Annotated in this window: 16 protein-coding genes and 1 pseudogene; 12 read left to right on the top strand and 5 right to left on the bottom strand. The window is 45.8% G+C overall.

The features are described from left to right. Window positions 1-335 (bottom strand): annotated as a pseudogene (locus RIM23_RS29900) (hypothetical protein); the annotation flags it as partial. A 472-nt stretch (window positions 336-807) separates the two neighbouring features. Between RIM23_RS29900 and xth the strand changes: the two are divergent. Further along, entirely contained in the window at window positions 808-1,602 is a 795-nt protein-coding gene (gene xth, locus RIM23_RS29895) for an exodeoxyribonuclease III (protein WP_446372036.1), read from the top strand. A 203-nt stretch (window positions 1,603-1,805) separates the two neighbouring features. Next, window positions 1,806-2,681 carry an SDR family oxidoreductase gene (locus RIM23_RS29890; RefSeq protein WP_446372034.1) on the top strand — a complete coding sequence of 292 codons (876 nt, stop codon included), beginning with the start codon at window positions 1,806-1,808 and terminating at the stop codon, window positions 2,679-2,681. A 166-nt stretch (window positions 2,682-2,847) separates the two neighbouring features. Here RIM23_RS29890 and RIM23_RS29885 read toward each other — a convergent pair whose 3' ends face one another. Further along, window positions 2,848-4,050 carry an NF038122 family metalloprotease gene (locus RIM23_RS29885; RefSeq protein WP_446372032.1) on the bottom strand — a complete coding sequence of 401 codons (1,203 nt, stop codon included), beginning with the start codon at window positions 4,048-4,050 and terminating at the stop codon, window positions 2,848-2,850. Between the two features lie 18 nt (window positions 4,051-4,068). On the opposite strand from RIM23_RS29885, the gene RIM23_RS29880 reads away from it, so the two are divergent. Then, on the top strand, window positions 4,069-4,320 hold the full coding sequence (locus RIM23_RS29880) for a hypothetical protein (RefSeq protein WP_446372030.1): 252 nt from the start codon (window positions 4,069-4,071) through the stop codon (window positions 4,318-4,320). Here RIM23_RS29880 and hflX read toward each other — a convergent pair. Continuing rightward, window positions 4,291-6,006, bottom strand: coding sequence for a GTPase HflX (gene hflX, locus RIM23_RS29875; protein ID WP_446372038.1), 1,716 nt, complete (start codon window positions 6,004-6,006; stop codon window positions 4,291-4,293). The genes RIM23_RS29880 and hflX overlap by 30 nt on opposite strands. 36 nt (window positions 6,007-6,042) lie before the next feature. Between hflX and RIM23_RS29870 the strand changes: the two genes are divergently transcribed. From RIM23_RS29870 to RIM23_RS29835, 8 genes are all read left to right on the top strand, one after another. Beyond that, window positions 6,043-6,231, top strand: a complete 189-nt coding sequence (locus RIM23_RS29870; protein ID WP_446372028.1) for a hypothetical protein — start codon at window positions 6,043-6,045, stop codon at window positions 6,229-6,231. 158 nt (window positions 6,232-6,389) lie between these two features. Beyond that, window positions 6,390-7,088 (top strand): MBL fold metallo-hydrolase, encoded by a 699-nt coding sequence (locus tag RIM23_RS29865; RefSeq protein ID WP_446372026.1) that lies wholly within the window; start codon window positions 6,390-6,392, stop codon window positions 7,086-7,088. Between the two features lie 78 nt (window positions 7,089-7,166). Further along, complete coding sequence (locus RIM23_RS29860; protein WP_446372024.1) at window positions 7,167-7,706, top strand: rhodanese-like domain-containing protein; 540 nt, start codon at window positions 7,167-7,169, stop codon at window positions 7,704-7,706. An 88-nt stretch (window positions 7,707-7,794) separates the two neighbouring features. After that, on the top strand, window positions 7,795-8,664 hold the full coding sequence (locus tag RIM23_RS29855; protein ID WP_446372022.1) for a sulfite exporter TauE/SafE family protein: 870 nt from the start codon (window positions 7,795-7,797) through the stop codon (window positions 8,662-8,664). A gap of 131 nt (window positions 8,665-8,795) precedes the next feature. Next, window positions 8,796-9,098, top strand: coding sequence for a hypothetical protein (locus tag RIM23_RS29850; RefSeq protein WP_446372020.1), 303 nt, complete (start codon window positions 8,796-8,798; stop codon window positions 9,096-9,098). 456 nt (window positions 9,099-9,554) lie between these two features. Beyond that, the gene (locus RIM23_RS29845) at window positions 9,555-10,430 is read left to right on the top strand and encodes a ricin-type beta-trefoil lectin domain protein (protein ID WP_446372018.1); all 876 of its coding nucleotides are present in this window, start codon (window positions 9,555-9,557) and stop codon (window positions 10,428-10,430) included. 451 nt (window positions 10,431-10,881) lie between these two features. Then, window positions 10,882-11,214: a hypothetical protein gene (locus RIM23_RS29840; protein ID WP_446372016.1), complete on the top strand. Its 333-nt coding sequence runs from the start codon at window positions 10,882-10,884 to the stop codon at window positions 11,212-11,214. Window positions 11,215-11,457: 243 nt separating this feature from the next. Further along, window positions 11,458-13,104 carry a GspE/PulE family protein gene (locus tag RIM23_RS29835; protein ID WP_446372014.1) on the top strand — a complete coding sequence of 549 codons (1,647 nt, stop codon included), beginning with the start codon at window positions 11,458-11,460 and terminating at the stop codon, window positions 13,102-13,104. A 301-nt stretch (window positions 13,105-13,405) separates the two neighbouring features. Here the strand turns inward: RIM23_RS29835 and RIM23_RS29830 are convergent, their stop codons facing one another. Further along, window positions 13,406-14,869 carry a glycosyltransferase family 39 protein gene (locus RIM23_RS29830; protein WP_446372012.1) on the bottom strand — a complete coding sequence of 488 codons (1,464 nt, stop codon included), beginning with the start codon at window positions 14,867-14,869 and terminating at the stop codon, window positions 13,406-13,408. A 326-nt stretch (window positions 14,870-15,195) separates the two neighbouring features. Between RIM23_RS29830 and RIM23_RS29825 the strand changes: the two genes are divergently transcribed. Next, window positions 15,196-16,431 (top strand): LL-diaminopimelate aminotransferase, encoded by a 1,236-nt coding sequence (locus RIM23_RS29825; protein ID WP_446372010.1) that lies wholly within the window; start codon window positions 15,196-15,198, stop codon window positions 16,429-16,431. 64 nt (window positions 16,432-16,495) lie between these two features. Here RIM23_RS29825 and fghA read toward each other — a convergent pair whose 3' ends face one another. Then, a complete protein-coding gene (gene fghA, locus RIM23_RS29820) occupies window positions 16,496-17,350 on the bottom strand; it encodes an S-formylglutathione hydrolase (protein WP_446372008.1) in 855 nt (284 codons plus the stop codon). Window positions 17,351-17,404: the final 54 nt, after the last annotated feature.

Below are 17,404 nucleotides of genomic sequence, written 5' to 3'. Positions count from 1 at the left end.
TCTAAGGCTTGCTGCTTTTGTCCTAATGAGGAGTAGATATAGCCAATATTATTGAGAGATACAGCTTCCTTACCTTGATTACCCGCTTGGCGATAGAGTCTGACGGCTTGTTCAAATTTAGGAATTGCCTGTCGCAATGATTCGGCTGTTCCTTGTTGAAAGAGTTCGTCTGCTTCGCCATATATTTGGTCAGCCGCATCGGAGTTAGCCGTCTGTTGGGCTATCCTCGGCGGTATTAGCTCAACCGTTGTGGCGAAGGCTGGTGTGCCAAAGAGGAGACTGGTTATCCCCGATAGGGAAATGAGTCCAATTAACCCTAAATGTCTGTGTTTCACGATAGAACCTTCAGTAGATGGATATTAACGTTAAAGGTGGAGAAGCAAGCTACGTCATTTGTCAGGGTTTGAGGGCTATTGACATCCTTACTTTTCACGGGATCTGGAAAACCTCTCTCCATCCCCCCTAGCCCCCATCCCCCCTAGCCCCCATCCCCCCTTGCCCCCATCCCCCCTAGCCCCCATCCCCCCTTGCCCTTATCCCCCCTTGCCCTTATCCCCCCTAGCCCCCCTTTGAAAGGGGGGTATAAAGGGGGGTATAAAGGGGGGGTATAAAGGGGGGTATAAAGGGGGCTGGGGGGTTAGGTTTGATGTTGATTTTTCCAGATGGCGTGAAACGTCAGATTGACATCACTTAAAATAGTTCCACCGGAGACGTTCCATTGTCACGTCTGTACGAATCAAAGATGATGATGTAGGACTGATTGCTCCCCCTAACCTCCTCGCGAGTTAAATAAATATAGACAATATTATGAAAATCGCTACCTGGAATGTTAACTCAATTCGCACCCGCCAAGATCATGTCTGTCAGTGGTTAACCGCAAATCCTGTGGATGTGCTGTGTTTGCAGGAAACCAAAGTCGTTGATGAGCAATTTCCGCGATCGCACTTTGAAGACTTAGGTTATCATCTCTATGTGTCGGGGCAAAAATCCTATAACGGGGTGGCACTTTTTAGCCGTAAACCTTTAGAAGCGGTGAGTGTGGGGTTTACGGGAGTGTTGACGCCGGAGGATGTGGGGGAATTGGATGGGCAAAAGCGGGTGATTACAGGTATCCTGGATGGCATTCGGATTATTAATCTCTATGTTCCCAATGGTGCTGAGGTGGGAAGTGAGAAATATACTTATAAATTGCGCTGGTTAAAACTGTTACAGGAGTATGTGCGATCGCTCTTAGATACTCAGTCTCATGAACTCTGTATCTGTGGGGATTTTAACATTGCTCCCGATGATCGAGATATTCATAATCCCCAGAATAAAGAAAAGCATATCATGGCATCGCCAGCAGAACGCCAAGCCTTAGAGGAGGTGTTGGCGCTAGGCTTAGGGGATGCGTTTCGTAAGTTTACTCAAGACGGGGGACATTTTAGCTGGTGGGATTATCGCCATGGTGGGTTTAGCCGTAACCGAGGTTGGCGAATTGACCATCATTATCTGACGCCAAAGTTATATGAGGCGGCAACCAGTTGTAGGATTGATGTAGAACCCAGAACCCTGGAGAAACCGAGCGATCATGCACCTGTTATTGTTGAGTTTGAGAGTTAAGATGAATGGCACTCACTTAAAGCCGGGTTTGTAGTAGGCACTTTAGTGCCATAAGCGCTTGCATCGCTGACTACAAACTCTAAAGAACAATTCCAAAAACAGGGCGGGTTTAGTCACATCAAGGTGCAATCGAAAAGATAGTAGTAAAACCCGCCCCTACAGAGGTTATGGTCGCCCTTTATATTAACGCAGAGGAGGTTTTTATGTATTTAGTTACGGGCGCTACTGGAGGATTAGGACGCCGGATTGTCCGGGTATTAAGGGAACGGGAATTACCTGTACGGGCATTTGTTCGGTTATCGTCGAATTACAAGGAATTAGAAAACCGAGGCGCGGAAGTTTTTATTGGGGATTTGCGCCACGATAGAGATATTGAAAAAGCCTGTCAGGGGATTGATTATATTATTAGCGCCCACGGTTCTGGAGGTGATGCTCAAGCCCTCGATTATCGAGCCAATCGAGAATTGATTGATCAGGCAAAAGTACAGGGAGTTAAACAGTTTGTTTATATTTCAGTGTTAGGTGCAGAACGAGAGTATCAAAATGCGCCAGTTTTTAAGGCGAAGCGAGCCGTGGAAAAGTATTTACAAGGGAGTGATATCACTTATACGATTCTTCGCCCTTCTGGTTTTGCCTCCAATCTTTTACCATTAGCAGAGCAATTTCGCCAAACTGGAGTTTATCTGCTCAACGGAAACCCCAAACATCGCTCGTCTATTGTGAGTACCGATGATTTGGCAAAAATTGCTGTTGATTCGATTAGCATTGAAGCGGCACACAATCGCATTTTCCCCGTGGGGGGAGCTGATATTCTGAAACGGGAAGATATCCCTCAAATTTTTGGTCGCGTATTTAATCGAGAACCGATTGTTATTAATCCGCCCTTATTTGTCTTTGATGGGGTAAAAACTGCCTTAGAGTTGGTCAATCCCAAAGTTCGTAATGGGTTAAATACGTTACGAACCTTACTGACGAATGAGTTTTTCTGTACTTCGGAACAAATTGCCGAGATTGAGTCAGTCTACAATTTGAACATGGAATCATTAGAAAGTTTTCTGAAGCGGTATTTAGTAACATAAGCAGCCATTTCCTTCGTCCGTAGTAAGGGATGCGAGCCCTAGATTTTCTTAGGTCTTCTCGCCGTGCCATGATAATGGACGTCTTTGCGGCTAAAGCCACGACATTGGGAGGCAGAGCCTCAACAGAGGCATTCCCAGGCGGAGCCTGGGAAAGAGGCGAGGCTAACTAACGTCTAATGCGCCAACACCTCTGTAACCCGAATCCTACACCCAGGGCGATTAACCCAACCACGGAGGTTGGTTCTGGTACTGAGGTTACATCATCTGTACTCGTCAAGGACTGATTAGCAACGGCAAAATTCTCGATATCGGAAACCGGGTTATCCGTGGATGTACTGAGAAGACTATTAGCAGAACCTGTACTATTACTTGCCAGATTCCAACCAATAACATCAAATGCTTGCAAATCCAAATCGCTAATGCTTAAGAGTTCGCCACTTCCTACTCTGGGGTTCATGATTCCCAAACTTTGGTTATCCTTCCAGTGACTGGCTTGGCGTCCATCTCCGTTATAGCTACCCGTAGCAAATAAACCCAGGTTTGTTTCCCCCCCATCAATGGAAAAATACGCCGTGCTACCAGCGGCTAAGTCCAAAATACCCCAGTTGGCACTATTTTCAGAGTAGCGAAATAGATCCAGTGGGCTAAAAATTCTGTACCCATCAAGTGATAAGGGAGCGCCTAGTCCATCGGGTTCGGAATAGTAGTCTACAGTATCTACGCCACTGGAAAACCCCAAAGCATGACCGATTTCATGAGCCGCTATGCCCACGAAATCGAAAGCACTGCTGCTAATTCCATTACTACGATTAAAGTCGAAATTGAAGTCACTGTTAAATTTAATCGTCGCATCAGTCGAGCGATGGTTCCCTCTGATTAAGCCGAGAGCCTTGGCATTTGCTCGGTTGATATCCAGATAATAATTATTGCTGGTGTCATTATTATCCCTGATCCTATTACCCGAGAATGGATCGGTCGTCAGAAAATCAAGAAACGAACCAGTTTGCAGATTGGCAACGGCTATATAATCATCCGTAGATAATCGGTCATTGCTTAAGGCATTGCGAACATTAGCATATTTACTGCCAACTCTGTTGCTACTCGCCTGACCTAAAATGCCAGAACCCAGCGACTCAAAGCCAATGTTAATGTTGATGGTAACATCATCGATTAATAGATCAGACCAAAGCTCTCCAGCCGCCGTGAATCCATTGATCGCCTGTTGAGAAGTCCCCGATGACGGACTAAAGTTAAATTGTAGGGCTTGTGCGGCGGTTGTGCCAAAACTGATTTCTACGGCAAAGACAAGAGCTGTTAATGGTGTGAGTGATCGGATATACTGATCCAGATGTGAGGGCTTATTTTTCATAACTCGCCTAACTCAATAATGTTTGCTCAACGATGCACTCTATATCCATCCAATAATCTAACACAACGGATATTTCGTCATTTGTCATTCCTCACAGAAGTATTGCATTCAAAACCCTGTCCGACTAGGGAAGCGACGGATAAAGTCGGGGCGGGTTTAGGGGCGGGTTTAGTTACATCTGGGTGTAACCAAAAAGATAGTAGTGAAACCCGCCCCTACACAGAACTCAAAACTCAAAATTTATTGCGGTGCGATCGCGTACTCAACTAACTGGGCTAATTTCTGTCGTAGGGTTTCTAGCCCTAACCGCTGGCTAGCAGAAATAAATACCCCTTGGGGAAATTCCTCTTGGGCTACGGCTAGGGTATCGCTGTCTGCTTGGTCAATCTTATTAAACACCACCAAAATCGGTCCTGGTGTCACGGGCATGTCTGCCAAAATGGACATGACTGAACGAATATGATTTTGCCATGCGGGATGGGATAAATCCACCAGATGTATTAAAGCATCGGCTTCTGTCACCTCTTCTAGGGTGGCGCGGAAGGAATCGACGAGGGGGGGTGGTAATTCGTGAATGAATCCCACGGTATCGGTTAGCAGAATATTAATCGATTCCCCTGTCTCCGTCTCGGTAATCGGTAGGCGTCGGGTGGTGGGATCGAGGGTGGCAAACAATTGATCGGCTGTGTAGACTTCGGCATTAGTTAATGTATTTAACAACGTCGATTTGCCCGCATTTGTGTAACCAACAACAGAAATAGTCGGTACATCCTGCTTCTGGCGTCGTTGTCGCATCCGCGATCGATGTGCCTGCAACTGGTTCACCTCTTGTTGCAATCGGGCAATCCGGCGCTGAATTGCACGGCGTTCGGTTTCCAGTTTGGTTTCCCCAGGACCGCGAGTGCCAATTCCGCCCCCTAACCGGGACATAGCTTGACCTCGACCTGTCAGGCGTGGCATCATGTATTCTAACTGCGCTAATTCGACCTGTAATTTACCGGCACGGGATTGGGCGCGTTGGGCGAATATATCTAATATTACTTCAGTGCGATCAACGACTCGTACCCCGGTTTGGGCTTCTAAGTTGCGGACTTGGGCGGGGGATAAGTCGCGGTCAAATACAACCAGATTTGCCCCTAATGTCTGCACCGTCAGGGCAATTTCCTGCACTTTTCCCGCGCCGACAACGGTTTGGGGATGGGGGTGCGATCGCTTCTGTCGCATCGTCTGTAATACTTCCCCTCCGGCGGTTTGCACCAGTCGGGCAATTTCGGCTAACCCATCTTCAAAGCGTTCCTTGGTTATATCCCCTGTGATCACCCCCACAATCAACACCCGATCTTGATCGACATCGACATGTTGGGCGATAAATTCACGGCGAAATTCGGCTTCGAGTCCTTCGACTAAATCCAAGAAATCTTGTTTTGTCAACAGATCCAGACTTAATGGTGGGGACATAAGCCAATTGGGTTGACCATCACCATCTTGTCTGGAGGACTGAGTAACTGGAATCAGATGGGCTAAATAGGTTTCTTGCACATATCCGGTGGCGCCACCACCCCGCCGTTCAAATCCCGACTCACTCACGGTGAGCATGACTAAAGCATCCAAACGCTGAATCGCCATGGCGGTTAAGTCGGCGTTACGCAGGGTATGTGATTTGAGTTGAGTCGCAATGCAGCGAATCCCACACAATCGTTCTGCACCATAGCGGGGTAATTCCAATGGGGGGATTTTGGTTTGAGTTGGTGTTCCTACTCCTACCCGAATCACCTGTCCTCGGCGATTTAGGTAGGTACACAGTGGCTGTTTGATATCCGCGCTAATCGCGGCTAACCTTTGGGCAAATTCCGGCGTGGTCAAGTGATCGCCGGGTAAGCGCTGTTGATATAGGCGTTGCAGTTGTTTGAGTTGGCTGGGCTTTAAGCCGACAAGATTGCCATAGATCGTTTCGATAGGCGACTTCCAGTAAACTGGCTCCTGACTCTACTTTTGTTTATTTTAGCGAGTTTGTTATGGGTCATTGGTCATTGGTCATTGGTCATTGGTCATTGGTCATTGGCGAACCGGGGATTGGCAAACCGGGGATTGGCAAACCGGGGATTGGCGAACCGGGGATTGGCAAACCGGGGATTGGCAAACCGGGGATTGGGTGAAGCATTCGCGTTGGGACTTTGGTAGAAAACCGATAGATTTGGGCGCGAATGCTTCACCCCTACGAATGCATGCATCTCCCCATCTCCCTCTTGACAGGTATGCCTAGGCTGAGATAATGTCAATATAGCTAGATAGTAATTTAGTAAATAAGTAGATCAAAACAGTCATAGGGAGATGAGCCAATGCTATTTCGTCAACTGTTTGACAGTGAAACCAGCACCTATACCTACCTCATCGCTGATTTAACCACAAAAGACGCCATTTTGGTCGATCCGGTCAAAGAACAGGTGGATCGCGATCGCAAACTTATAGAAGAGTTGGGATTAACCCTACAGTATTGCCTAGAAACCCACATTCACGCCGATCACGTCACCGGAACCGCCCAACTGCGCCAGTTAACCCAATGTCAGGGTGTGGTTCCCCAAAATGCCTCTGCTACTTGTGCTGACCGCTTTTTGGGGGATGGTGAGGTATTAATGGTGGGTTCAGTTGAGATTGTGGCGATCGCAACTCCGGGTCATACCGATAGTCATAACGCCTATTGGGTGAATCGCGATCGCGTCCTCACGGGGGATTCTCTGTTAATTCGGGGATGCGGTCGAACTGATTTCCAAAGCGGTGATGCAGGCACGTTATTTGATTCCATTACCCAAAAGTTATTTAGTTTACCCGATGCAACTCTGGTGTATCCCAGTCATGATTATCGGGGACATACCGTATCCACAATTGGCGAAGAAAAGCAATGGAATCCCCGATTAGCGAATCGCGATCGCGCCAGCTTTATCGAATTGATGAATAACCTAAATCTTCCTGACCCCAAAAAGATTATGGAAGCTGTTCCCGCTAACGAACGCTGTGGCAAAGTAGCGATTAAAGCATAAAATAACAGGGATTTCTGTAGAAATCTACACCAATAGGTTAAGTTAGAAACTTTTGCACATAGATAAGGAGAAAAACTCATGGTTTTAGCCAATGCCAACAATCTACAAGAAATTAATGCCCAAACCTTAAAACAATGGCTGGATCGTCAACAAGTGATGCTCATTGACGTGCGGGAACCGGGAGAATATGCTAGCGAACATATTCCTGGGGCAAAATTAATGCCACTGTCTAACCTGAATCCCGCAGAGGTTAAACCGGAAACAGATCAACAGGTTGTATTGTACTGTCAAAGCGGGAATCGCTCGCAAAAAGCCGCCCAAAAACTCTTCGATTCGGGATTTGAATCCGTGACCCATCTTCAAGGCGGATTGCCAACTTGGAAAGCGGCTGGTTATCAAACCCAGGTGAATAAAAATGCCCCAATTAGTTTATTCCGACAAGTGCAAATTGTGGCAGGTACATTAGTCTTTACGGGAACCGTATTGGGCGCGTTTGTCTCTCCTTCGTTTTTAATTTTGAGTGGTTTTGTTGGTGCAGGATTGGTCTTTGCTGGGGTGAGTGGAACCTGTGCGATGGGTATGTTACTGGCAAAACTTCCTTACAACCAAAGAGTTTAAATGTGATAGGTTACTGATTTAAGGTTGGTGGGCAATGCCCACCCTACAGGGTGTTGACCAATTAAAAATGACCAAGGATAAATGACAAATGGTGACTTGGATAATTGGGCTAATTCTCGCCGCCGGAATTGGTATTAGTTTGGGGTTAATGGGTGGCGGTGGTTCGGTGCTAGCCTTGCCCATTTTAGTGTATGTAATGGGGGTGGAAGCGAAAAGCGCGATCGCGATGACGTTGGTTATCGTGGGAACCGTTAGCCTGATTGGGGTTATCCCGCACTGGCGGCGAGGAAATGTGAATTTTAAAAAGGCGTTTATGTTCGGCGCGGCGACGATGTTGGGCGCGTTTTTGGGGGCAAAGTTAGCCTTTTTTGTCAGCGGAACGTTTCAGCTTATTTTATTTGCGGTAATGATGATGATTGCGGCTGGATTTATGATCCGCAAAAGTAGTAAATCAACTAAACCCGATCACGACTTGCAGTATTATCCTGCACCAGTGTGTAAATATTGTTGGTTGTGGATGCTAACTGAAGGGCTAGGAGTGGGCGTATTGACGGGTTTAGTCGGGGTTGGGGGTGGGTTTGCGATCGTTCCAGCGTTGGTATTATTAGGAAATACGCCGATGAAGGAAGCTGTGGGGACTTCATTATTAATTATTGCCTGTAACTCGGTGGCTGGATTTCTGGGATATTTGGGACAAGTTCCCCTTGATTGGGGATTAATGGGTTCGTTTATTGTGGCGGCGAGTGTGGGGATTTTAGGTGGGGCGTATTTGGCGCAGTATGTAAAAGCCCAACAGTTACAAAAGATTTTTGGTTATTTTTTAATTACCGTAGCTGCGTTTATTTTATTTCAAAATCGTCAGGTTTTTACCTCACAACAGAGTCAGACGGAATCAAGGGAGAAGCCGGGGGAGCAGATGATCAAGTCTCGTGTCGCTGCGGTTAATTACCCAGTTTAGGAAAAGTTTGAAGTTGATACCTTTTGATACCTTTTGATACCTTCGGGTAGGTTTTTCTAGGGACATAGGATATTTAATGGATTTAGTTGGACATATCGCCAGCAACAATCAGTATCCTAGAGGCATCAGTTATGTCATCCCATTCTACTACCCCGAATATCGATGAGTTCCTGCAACGCTTGGAGACAATCCTGCTTCAGGCGTGGAGTGAAACGGGTTTTGGACGTATAGAGGTGAGTAGCGAACGATTTAAGGAGGACAAAATCCGGGTGATTATTCAGGGTTCAACTTCTTACCGTTATGTGATTACGAATCAGGAAGTTGAACAGAAGGTGAACGGTACGTTTTCTGCTTTTTCATCAACTACAGTCGGAAACGGAATGTCATGCTCCAGTCAACCCGGCTCGCGTCCAAGTTTACGACATTCCGCTTAAGGTGCTTGCCATTTCTCTTAAGTTAGTGGCAATCCATGATTGTAAAGAAATATAAAAGTTTCGTTTTCCGGAGGAAATTCATTGTTAGGATACTATCGTTCGTTAATTTGGCACTGGTGTTAGCGTTCTTGCTTTTCAAGTTTCCCCAGTAAGAAGCAGACCAGAAGAGAATTAAGCCAAAAATGGGGGATGCGATCGCGTAGTCTCCCTCCCTAGTCGGTAACCCTTATCAGCTATAGGATTCAGCACAAAGTTTTGAGGATTGTCTCAGGTCGTGTCGCACAGTTGAGAGGACTGGCACTGCTGAGGCACAAGGACAAATCAGTCAATATCTGTTAGATACACCAGGCATTTGATGGGTGTGAGTCTCACGAAGCCGGTGAAGTGGATTTAAGTGATCCGCTTCTCCGGCTTTTTGCTTGTTTCCAGGCAAATTTTTATTGCAGGACAAGAATTATGAAGACTAAACGTTTCATTTCTGCGATCGCAGCAACAACGGCAGCTATTTTGCCTATTGTTTCTCTGTTGAACCCCAACCCTAGTGCGGCGACAAGTTCAAGGTGGTGTTGGTGTACGGATTATGTGGCGAAACGCTTTGGGTTAACCTGGAATTTCCCTCATGCTAAGGATTGGAATAACGGTTATTTGCAAAACAATGGGTTTCGCCAAGTTGGAGTTCAACCCGGTGCAATTGTCGTTATGGAGAAAGAGTTTCGGGGTGCTGACAGAACTTATGGTCATGTGGGAGTAGTGGAAAGAGTTAATTCCGATGGCACTATTTCTGTACGCGGTGCGAACCAATCACGTAGTGGATTTTCTGATTCTGGTTGTAATAACGTTACAGTTATCAAATTTAGTACGCCTGTTAATGGTAACCGTTACGTATCTTTTTGGTCTCGCGGAAACAGTTCCAACCCTCCTAGTGGACAGAAAACTTACTTTATTGGTGACTACGCCATGAATACGAACAATAACTTTTCTCGTATTGATGGCTATCCGATTATGTCATCATGGCGACGCAATGATCGTGATCCAGACCAACATTTTGAACAGTCACGGGGAAACTGGGGAACGTTGTTAAAGCACAAATCCACAGGTAAATGTCTCAATGCTCATTATCTTGATAATGGCAAACGGGTGAATGTTTGGCCCTGCAACCCAAGTGATCCAGATCAAAACTGGGCTTTGAATGATTTGGGTGGTGGCTATTTACAAATCAAACGGGCTAATACTAACCTCTGTCTCGATATGCCCGATCGCAAAGACGGTGGACCGGTTCATTTGTGGCAATGTGATCGCAATAATCCTAATCAACGTTGGCGCACTAACTAATCGTTAATCAGCATTCGATTGAGTCGCCATAATCGTTTAGCTTAGGGTTGACTTGGCTAAAACCTTGTCAACCCCGGCTCATCACCTATAACGGTTCTCCTTTTGGTGCAACACAGATTATCTGTAGGGGCGCACCGACGTGCATTGGTGTCAACTTAAGGCTGAAACCCTTACTTAATCAGAGATCCCCCCTAGCCCCCCATCCCCCCTAGCCCCCCTTTGAAAGGGGGGGAAAAGGGGGGAACCAGAAATTAATCAAAGTCCCCCTTTTGATCCCCCTCCCGTCCCCCTTAAAAAGGGGGAAGCCAGAGGATGCTTCGCTTTTTGTTCCATGGGGGATTTAGGGGGATCTAAACTTTGATCGCTAGTCATACAAAGTCTTAAGTTGACACGGATGACCGACGTGCGCCCTTTGCCAATGTGCCCTACCTTGACATCAGGAGTAAAGATCATGAATAGATTCTTGGCTACAAAGACAATATTTTGGAGCAAGATATTTTTGTTGAAATTGTTGTTCTTTGGTTTATTTTTGTCAAAGGCACAAGCGGGTGGAGGTTCTCAGCCAATCTATCCAGAATCACGATCTGATCCATCCATTTCCTCGATTCTGGCTACACCCAATTGGCAAATCTGGAGTAAACCCTATTGGTTAAATGGGAACATTTGTCGAGAAAATCAGGCAAGTCTGGTTTGTTTAACGCCTAAACAAGCTCAAGAAAATCGATGGCTTATTCCTTCAGCCGAAACACAGGAAGCGAATCGGTTAAGCAAAGAGTCAAAGTAATCTGCTATATAAGTTATGATTGCTAAATTAAGCTTAGAACACAGGGAATAAATAGCGCAGTTCGGTCATTGGTGTCAACTGAAGCTTCAAAAATAAAGCCATACCTTGATCTGACCCCTCCCTAACCCTCCCCTTGATCAGGGGAGGGAACCGGAAATCCGATTTGACAATCAAACGGCAATTCCGTTATTGTGAAATTAAGGGTTGTAAAGTTTTTTAAATAATAGAATTCAGGAAAAAATTATGACGATTACTCCTTTAATGCCTAGCCAAAAGACGGCTTGGCAAAAATTAGTAAGCCGAGAAATTAGCTGTGAATTTGCCCTCAACCTCTTAGTCGATAATCGCGGAATCCTGAACCAAGATCAACTTGACGCCGAAGTCAGCACTCGCTTCTTTCGCCAACTCTCTAATCGCAACGATTTACCCCCGGTGATTCCCCTGTTACTTTGGCGCGGTTGTTACTATTTGGGATGTCCCATCTCTCTCACACCAGAAGCGATTCAGACATTGTGCGATCGCACCCTGACTGAGGTTAAGATTATTCCTATAGCCCCCAAGAGTTATCGCACTTGGCATCTGAGTCAAACCTATAACGGTAATAATATCACATCCACGTCCCCGGTTAATCCGATTACTGGGGAATCAGAACCCGAAGATATTACTGAAACCACCGAACTTTATCTCAAGAAAGCCGATAACCAAATTACCCGGATTAAAACCATTATCTCCGGTGCCCTCCGCAACCGCGCCAGCGATATTCACTTAGAACCTACACCGGAAGGATTGCGAGTGCGCTATCGGATTGATGGGATTCTCCGGAATATTACTACCCTACCCGCTGATATTAGTCGCCCTTGTATTGTCGCCCTGAAAGTAATGTCTAATATGGATATTGCAGAAAGTCGCCGCCCCCAAGATGGGCGGATTGGCGAACATTATACCTCTGGTGACGAAACGGATTTGGGATTGGATATGCGGGTGAGTACCCTTCCTTGTGTGGGAGGAGAAAAAGTAGTAATTCGCTTACTTCCCCGACGAAATCCCTTTTCGGGTTTAGCCGATTTGGGATTTTCACAGAAGAAACTGAATATCTATAAGAATTGGTTACAACAACCCCAAGGAATGGTGATTCTTACCGGTCCCACGGGTTCGGGGAAAACCAGTACATTGTACAATTCCTTGCAATTTGTGGCAACTGAACATGTGAATGTGGTGACGGTAGAAGATCCGGTAGAATATGTTTTACCTCGGATTACTCAAACCCAAGTTCATGAAGCGGCGGGGATGACATTAGCGGCGGGTTTACGTGCTATTTTACGCCAAGATCCGGATATTATTATGGTGGGCGAAATCCGGGATAACGAAACGGCAGAAACGGCGATTCGTGCTGCATTAACGGGACATTTGGTTTTAACGACGTTGCATACTAATGATGCAGTGAGTGCGATTCCTCGGCTTAAAGATATTGGACCTGATCCGGGTTTAGTCAGTGATGCGTTATTAGGGATTGTGGCACAGCGTTTAGTCCGGAAAATCTGCCCCCACTGTGCCGAACCCTACAATCCCACGGAAAAGGATTTACGAAAATTAGGGGTATCGAGGGAGGAGGCGAATCCTCAAGCTTGGCGTCAGGGAAAGGGTTGTTCTAAGTGCTTTAATTCTGGCTATTTAGGGCGGGAAGCGATTGTAGAAATTTTAAATGTTGATGATCGGGTGCGGCAGTTAATTTATGAGGGAAGTATGACGCAGTTACATCAGTATTTAGAGGAAATTAGTTTTGATTCGTTTCGGATGGCGGCAATTGAAAAGGTGACGCAGGGAGTTACTACGTTAACTGAGGTATTGCGGGTGTTACCGCACAGTGCTTTATACCGAAAGGTTCTCTAAAGGCGATAATTTTTGGGTGTTATGGGTGTAGGTTGGGGGTTGACTTTTCTGGAGATTTTAGGTATTTTTATATCATGGGAAAATGTGCCGTCCTATAAACCCCGAATAAGCTTAATCTGTAGTGGCGTGACCCACCTAATTTGGTAGATTAGCTTGGGTTCGTAGTAAGGGCTTTAGCCCTATCTTTTGTTGGGTTTCGTTCCTCAACCCAACCTACAATCTATACCACTATTTTAGCTGGGTCACGCCGCCATCGTGGGGTAGGCTCATCTCGCAATAGGGCTATGATCCTTTTTAATATCTAATCCTGGGGCTTTGGTTTAACTAGAAATACATTCAAGCCACCGATTTCTTGTTCAAGTTCGAGATAAAATTTTTCTTCAATTCCCTGCCGTAGTACCTGATTAGTTGTATTGCCATAAACAATCCATAAACGTGATTCAATTGGTGGTAATTCGCGCAGCCAATTTTCCACATCGATTTTTTGAATGTCGTCTTTATTTATTTCAAGTTCAATTAAATTTTTGACATAAATGGGAGCAGAACCGCGATGGTAGTGTTCGAGCGGTAAAGCTGATTGATGAATAATTGACCAGACAATAATATCATTGGGTTTTTCATTGGCTTTGATGAGTTGGGCGACACGGCGATAATGATCTGATGCTCCCATGTAGCGTTTTGGGGTGGTGTAATAGTAAAATAAACCACTACTGACAGCAATAGCATAAACAACGGCTATCCCCCAAGCAATGGGACGCCACTGAGACCAAATCTCTCGAAATCCAATCGCTATAAGGATGAGAATGTACGGCAAGACAAGCATCACATAACGGGTATTCCAAATTGAGAAAAAGAGGTGAGAAAATACTAGAATGGTTGCTGTTGGCACAAATGCCCAAGCTAAAACCCAAATCAGCTTCTCTGATTGTCGTTTCCGGAAAACAGCAATCCCGATGACAGCCACCACCATGAGGATATAAAGTTGCAGAAAGCGAGTTAGATAAGGGGGAGGTGGCGGGTAGGAAAAAGCGGTCAATATTCTCAGTTCCCGTAACACCTCATTCACACCCGGAATCGGCAGAATTAGCCGATGCGCCCCGGATGAGTCTTGAACCGATAAACCAACAGGAATACTGGCGACGAGGATAAGCAAAAATGTTGTACCGAACTTGATGAGTAGGGAGGGATGCCGATAATATTTTATCCCGACTATAATCAGATCAGGAAATAACAATGCACCATTTAGTGGTGTGGTAATGATTGCCAGAAACCGGGTAAAAACCCACCAAAAGCGACTGGAAAGATTTTTTGGCTGGTCAAGGGCATAAGCAAGTGCCAAGGTTCCCCCTAATCCCAAGCAAACACTCATTGTGTAGTAACGGACTTCTTGGGCGTGATTGATAAATAAGGGCGAAAGGGTTAACATCAAAGCCGCCATTAAACCAATGGCGTCGGTAAACAAATAACGCCCCAACCGATAAACCAGGAAAACACTGCCTAATGCAAAAATAATCGCTAGTCCTCGTAACCAAGCATCACTGTTACCGAATAGCATCCAGAAATGGAGCAGGATGTAATAAAGAAGGCGTCCCCGATTAAAACTAACATCTTGAGCATCGGCAATACTAATGAACTCATCAATCCACAGACCTCGTTGCTCAAGTTTATAAAGATATAGACTTGTCGCCAATAACATAATTAGGCTGATGGGAAGCCATTGTCTTAACCGACTGAAGTTAGACAATTTTTGTGATATTCTTAACATTTTATGTTCTCAAAAAAATAATTATGGGTGGATTGTATCAGCGATATTCCTGGAAATCAATAGTCAATCATACCAATTCGCTTTAATTATAAAGATAGATTAATATTAATCCTGGCACTCAATCGGGGCGGGTTTAGTTGCATCTGTTGTGAGGTAAAAAACGATAACAGTGAAAAGAACCCCGGAAAGACGCGATGCAAGAAGCATCTCTACACTTTTCCAGGATTTTGTTGATTGATTTCTATCGATGTAGAATCGACAGTAGTCGGTGATGCAAGCGCTACAGTTAGCAGTAAGCTGGTTTACGACGTTCTTAGCAACTCACTATGGCAACTATCAACGATAACTACCTGAAACTCAAAGCCGGCTACCTGTTTCCCGAAATTGCCCGCCGGGTGAATACCTTTGCTCAAGCTAACCCCGATGCCGATATCATTAAACTGGGAATTGGCGATGTTACCGAACCCTTACCCGAAGCCTGTCGCACCGCGATGATTCAAGCGGTAGAGGATATGGGGAATCGGGAGTCCTTCCGAGGCTATGGACCCGAACAGGGGTATCCCTGGCTGCGGGAGAAAATAGCCGCCCAAGATTTCCAGGCGCGGGGATGTCAGGTGGATGCTGCGGAAATCTTCATCTCCGACGGTTCTAAGTGCGATACGGGCAATATTCTAGATATTTTTGGCAAAACTAACAAAATTGCCGTAACTGACCCCGTTTATCCCGTCTACGTGGACACAAATGTGATGGCGGGACATACCAGAGAGGTGAACGAGAAGGGTGAATTTGAGGGATTAGTCTATTTGCCGATTACCGCCGAGAATAATTTTACGGCAGAGATTCCGTCTCAGCAGGTGGATTTGATTTATCTGTGCTTCCCGAATAATCCCACAGGCGCTACGGCTACTCAGGAAAACCTGAAGGCGTGGGTGGATTATGCGAAAGCGAATGGGTCAATTATTTTCTTTGACGCGGCTTATGAAGCGTTTATCACCGACGAGAGTCTACCCCATTCTATCTATGAAATTGAAGGGGCGCGAGATTGTGCGATCGAGTTTCGTTCGTTTTCTAAGAATGCGGGGTTTACTGGAACTCGTTGTGCGTTGACAGTTGTCCCCAAAACCTTAACCGCGAAAGCATCAGATGGTTCAGATGTGGAACTCTGGAAGCTGTGGAATCGCCGCCAGTCTACTAAGTTTAATGGTGTGTCCTATATTGTACAACGGGGGGCTGAGGCGGTTTATTCTGATGAGGGACAAGCGCAGGTGAAGGCGTTGGTTCACTTTTATTTGGAAAACGCCACGATTATTCGTCAGAAATTAAAGGAAGCGGGATTAAGTGTGTATGGAGGGGTTCATGCACCTTATATTTGGGTGAAGACACCCAATGGTTTATCCAGTTGGGATTTCTTCGATAAGTTACTACAAACCTGTTATGTTGTCGGAACGCCCGGTTCTGGCTTTGGGGCGGTGGGTGAAGGCTATTTCCGGATTTCGGCGTTTAATAGTCGGGAGAATGTGGAAGAGGCGATGAAGCGAATTACCCAGAAGTTTAAGGTTTAGACTTAGCAGAACCCCGACTGCTTAAAGTAGTCGGGGTTCTAAGTTAGAAATCTTTTCGAGGGACTCAATTTTGCTTTAACACCGCCGCGTGATGGCGAATGTGGTCTTTAACAAACGAGGAAATAAAATAATAGCTGTGATTATACCCTTCTTGGAAGCGTAATGTTAAAGGAACCCCAGCTTTTTCACAGGCTTGGGCAAAGATACCGGGAAGCAATTGCTGCTTTTCTAAAAAGGGATCGGCTGTTCCTTGATCAATGAGAATGGGGCGCTTATATCCAACGGTTAAAACTAATTCGCTAGCATCATAGATGCGCCAGCTTTCTTCATCTTCACCCAAATAATTCGTAAAGGCTTTTTGTCCCCAAGGGCACTGTGTTGGTGCTGCAATGGGGGCTAAAGCGGAAACGGATGTATATTGTTCAGGGTTTCTTAAGGCACAAATCAGCGCTCCATGACCCCCCATGGAATGACCAAAAATGCCTTGATTATCGATTTGAGCCGGGAAATGTTGGGCAATGATTGCCGGCAATTCCTGAACTACATAGCTATACATTTGATAATGATCTGACCAGGGTTCTACTGTCGCATCGACGTAAAAACCGGCTCCTGTACCGAAGTCCCAGTCGTCATTTTCTCCGGGAATTCCTGTATCACGGGGACTGGTATCCGGCGTCACTAGCATTAATCCATACTTCGCCGCAAATTGCTGCGCCCCGGCTTTTGCCATGAAATTTTCTTCGGTACAGGTTAAGCCGGAAAGGAAATAGAGAACGGGGACTCGTTCTGATTTGGCTTGAGGCGGTTGGTAAACGGCAAACCGCATTTTACTGTTACAGGTTTGAGAGGGATGGGAGTAAAAGCCAACTGTACCACCGAAGCATCGATTTTCTGAGATAATTTTGGGGGCTGTGGACATAGATTAATTATGTAGTGAGCGGCAGTAGATGTGGCTTTTTAAGTCGGCTGTTTT

It is taken from the genome of Coleofasciculus sp. G3-WIS-01, assembly GCF_040223135.1.
Classification (GTDB): domain Bacteria; phylum Cyanobacteriota; class Cyanobacteriia; order Cyanobacteriales; family Coleofasciculaceae; genus Coleofasciculus.
The sequence above is the reverse complement of the archived record's forward strand: the minus strand, read 5'-3'. Positions and strand labels throughout refer to the sequence as shown.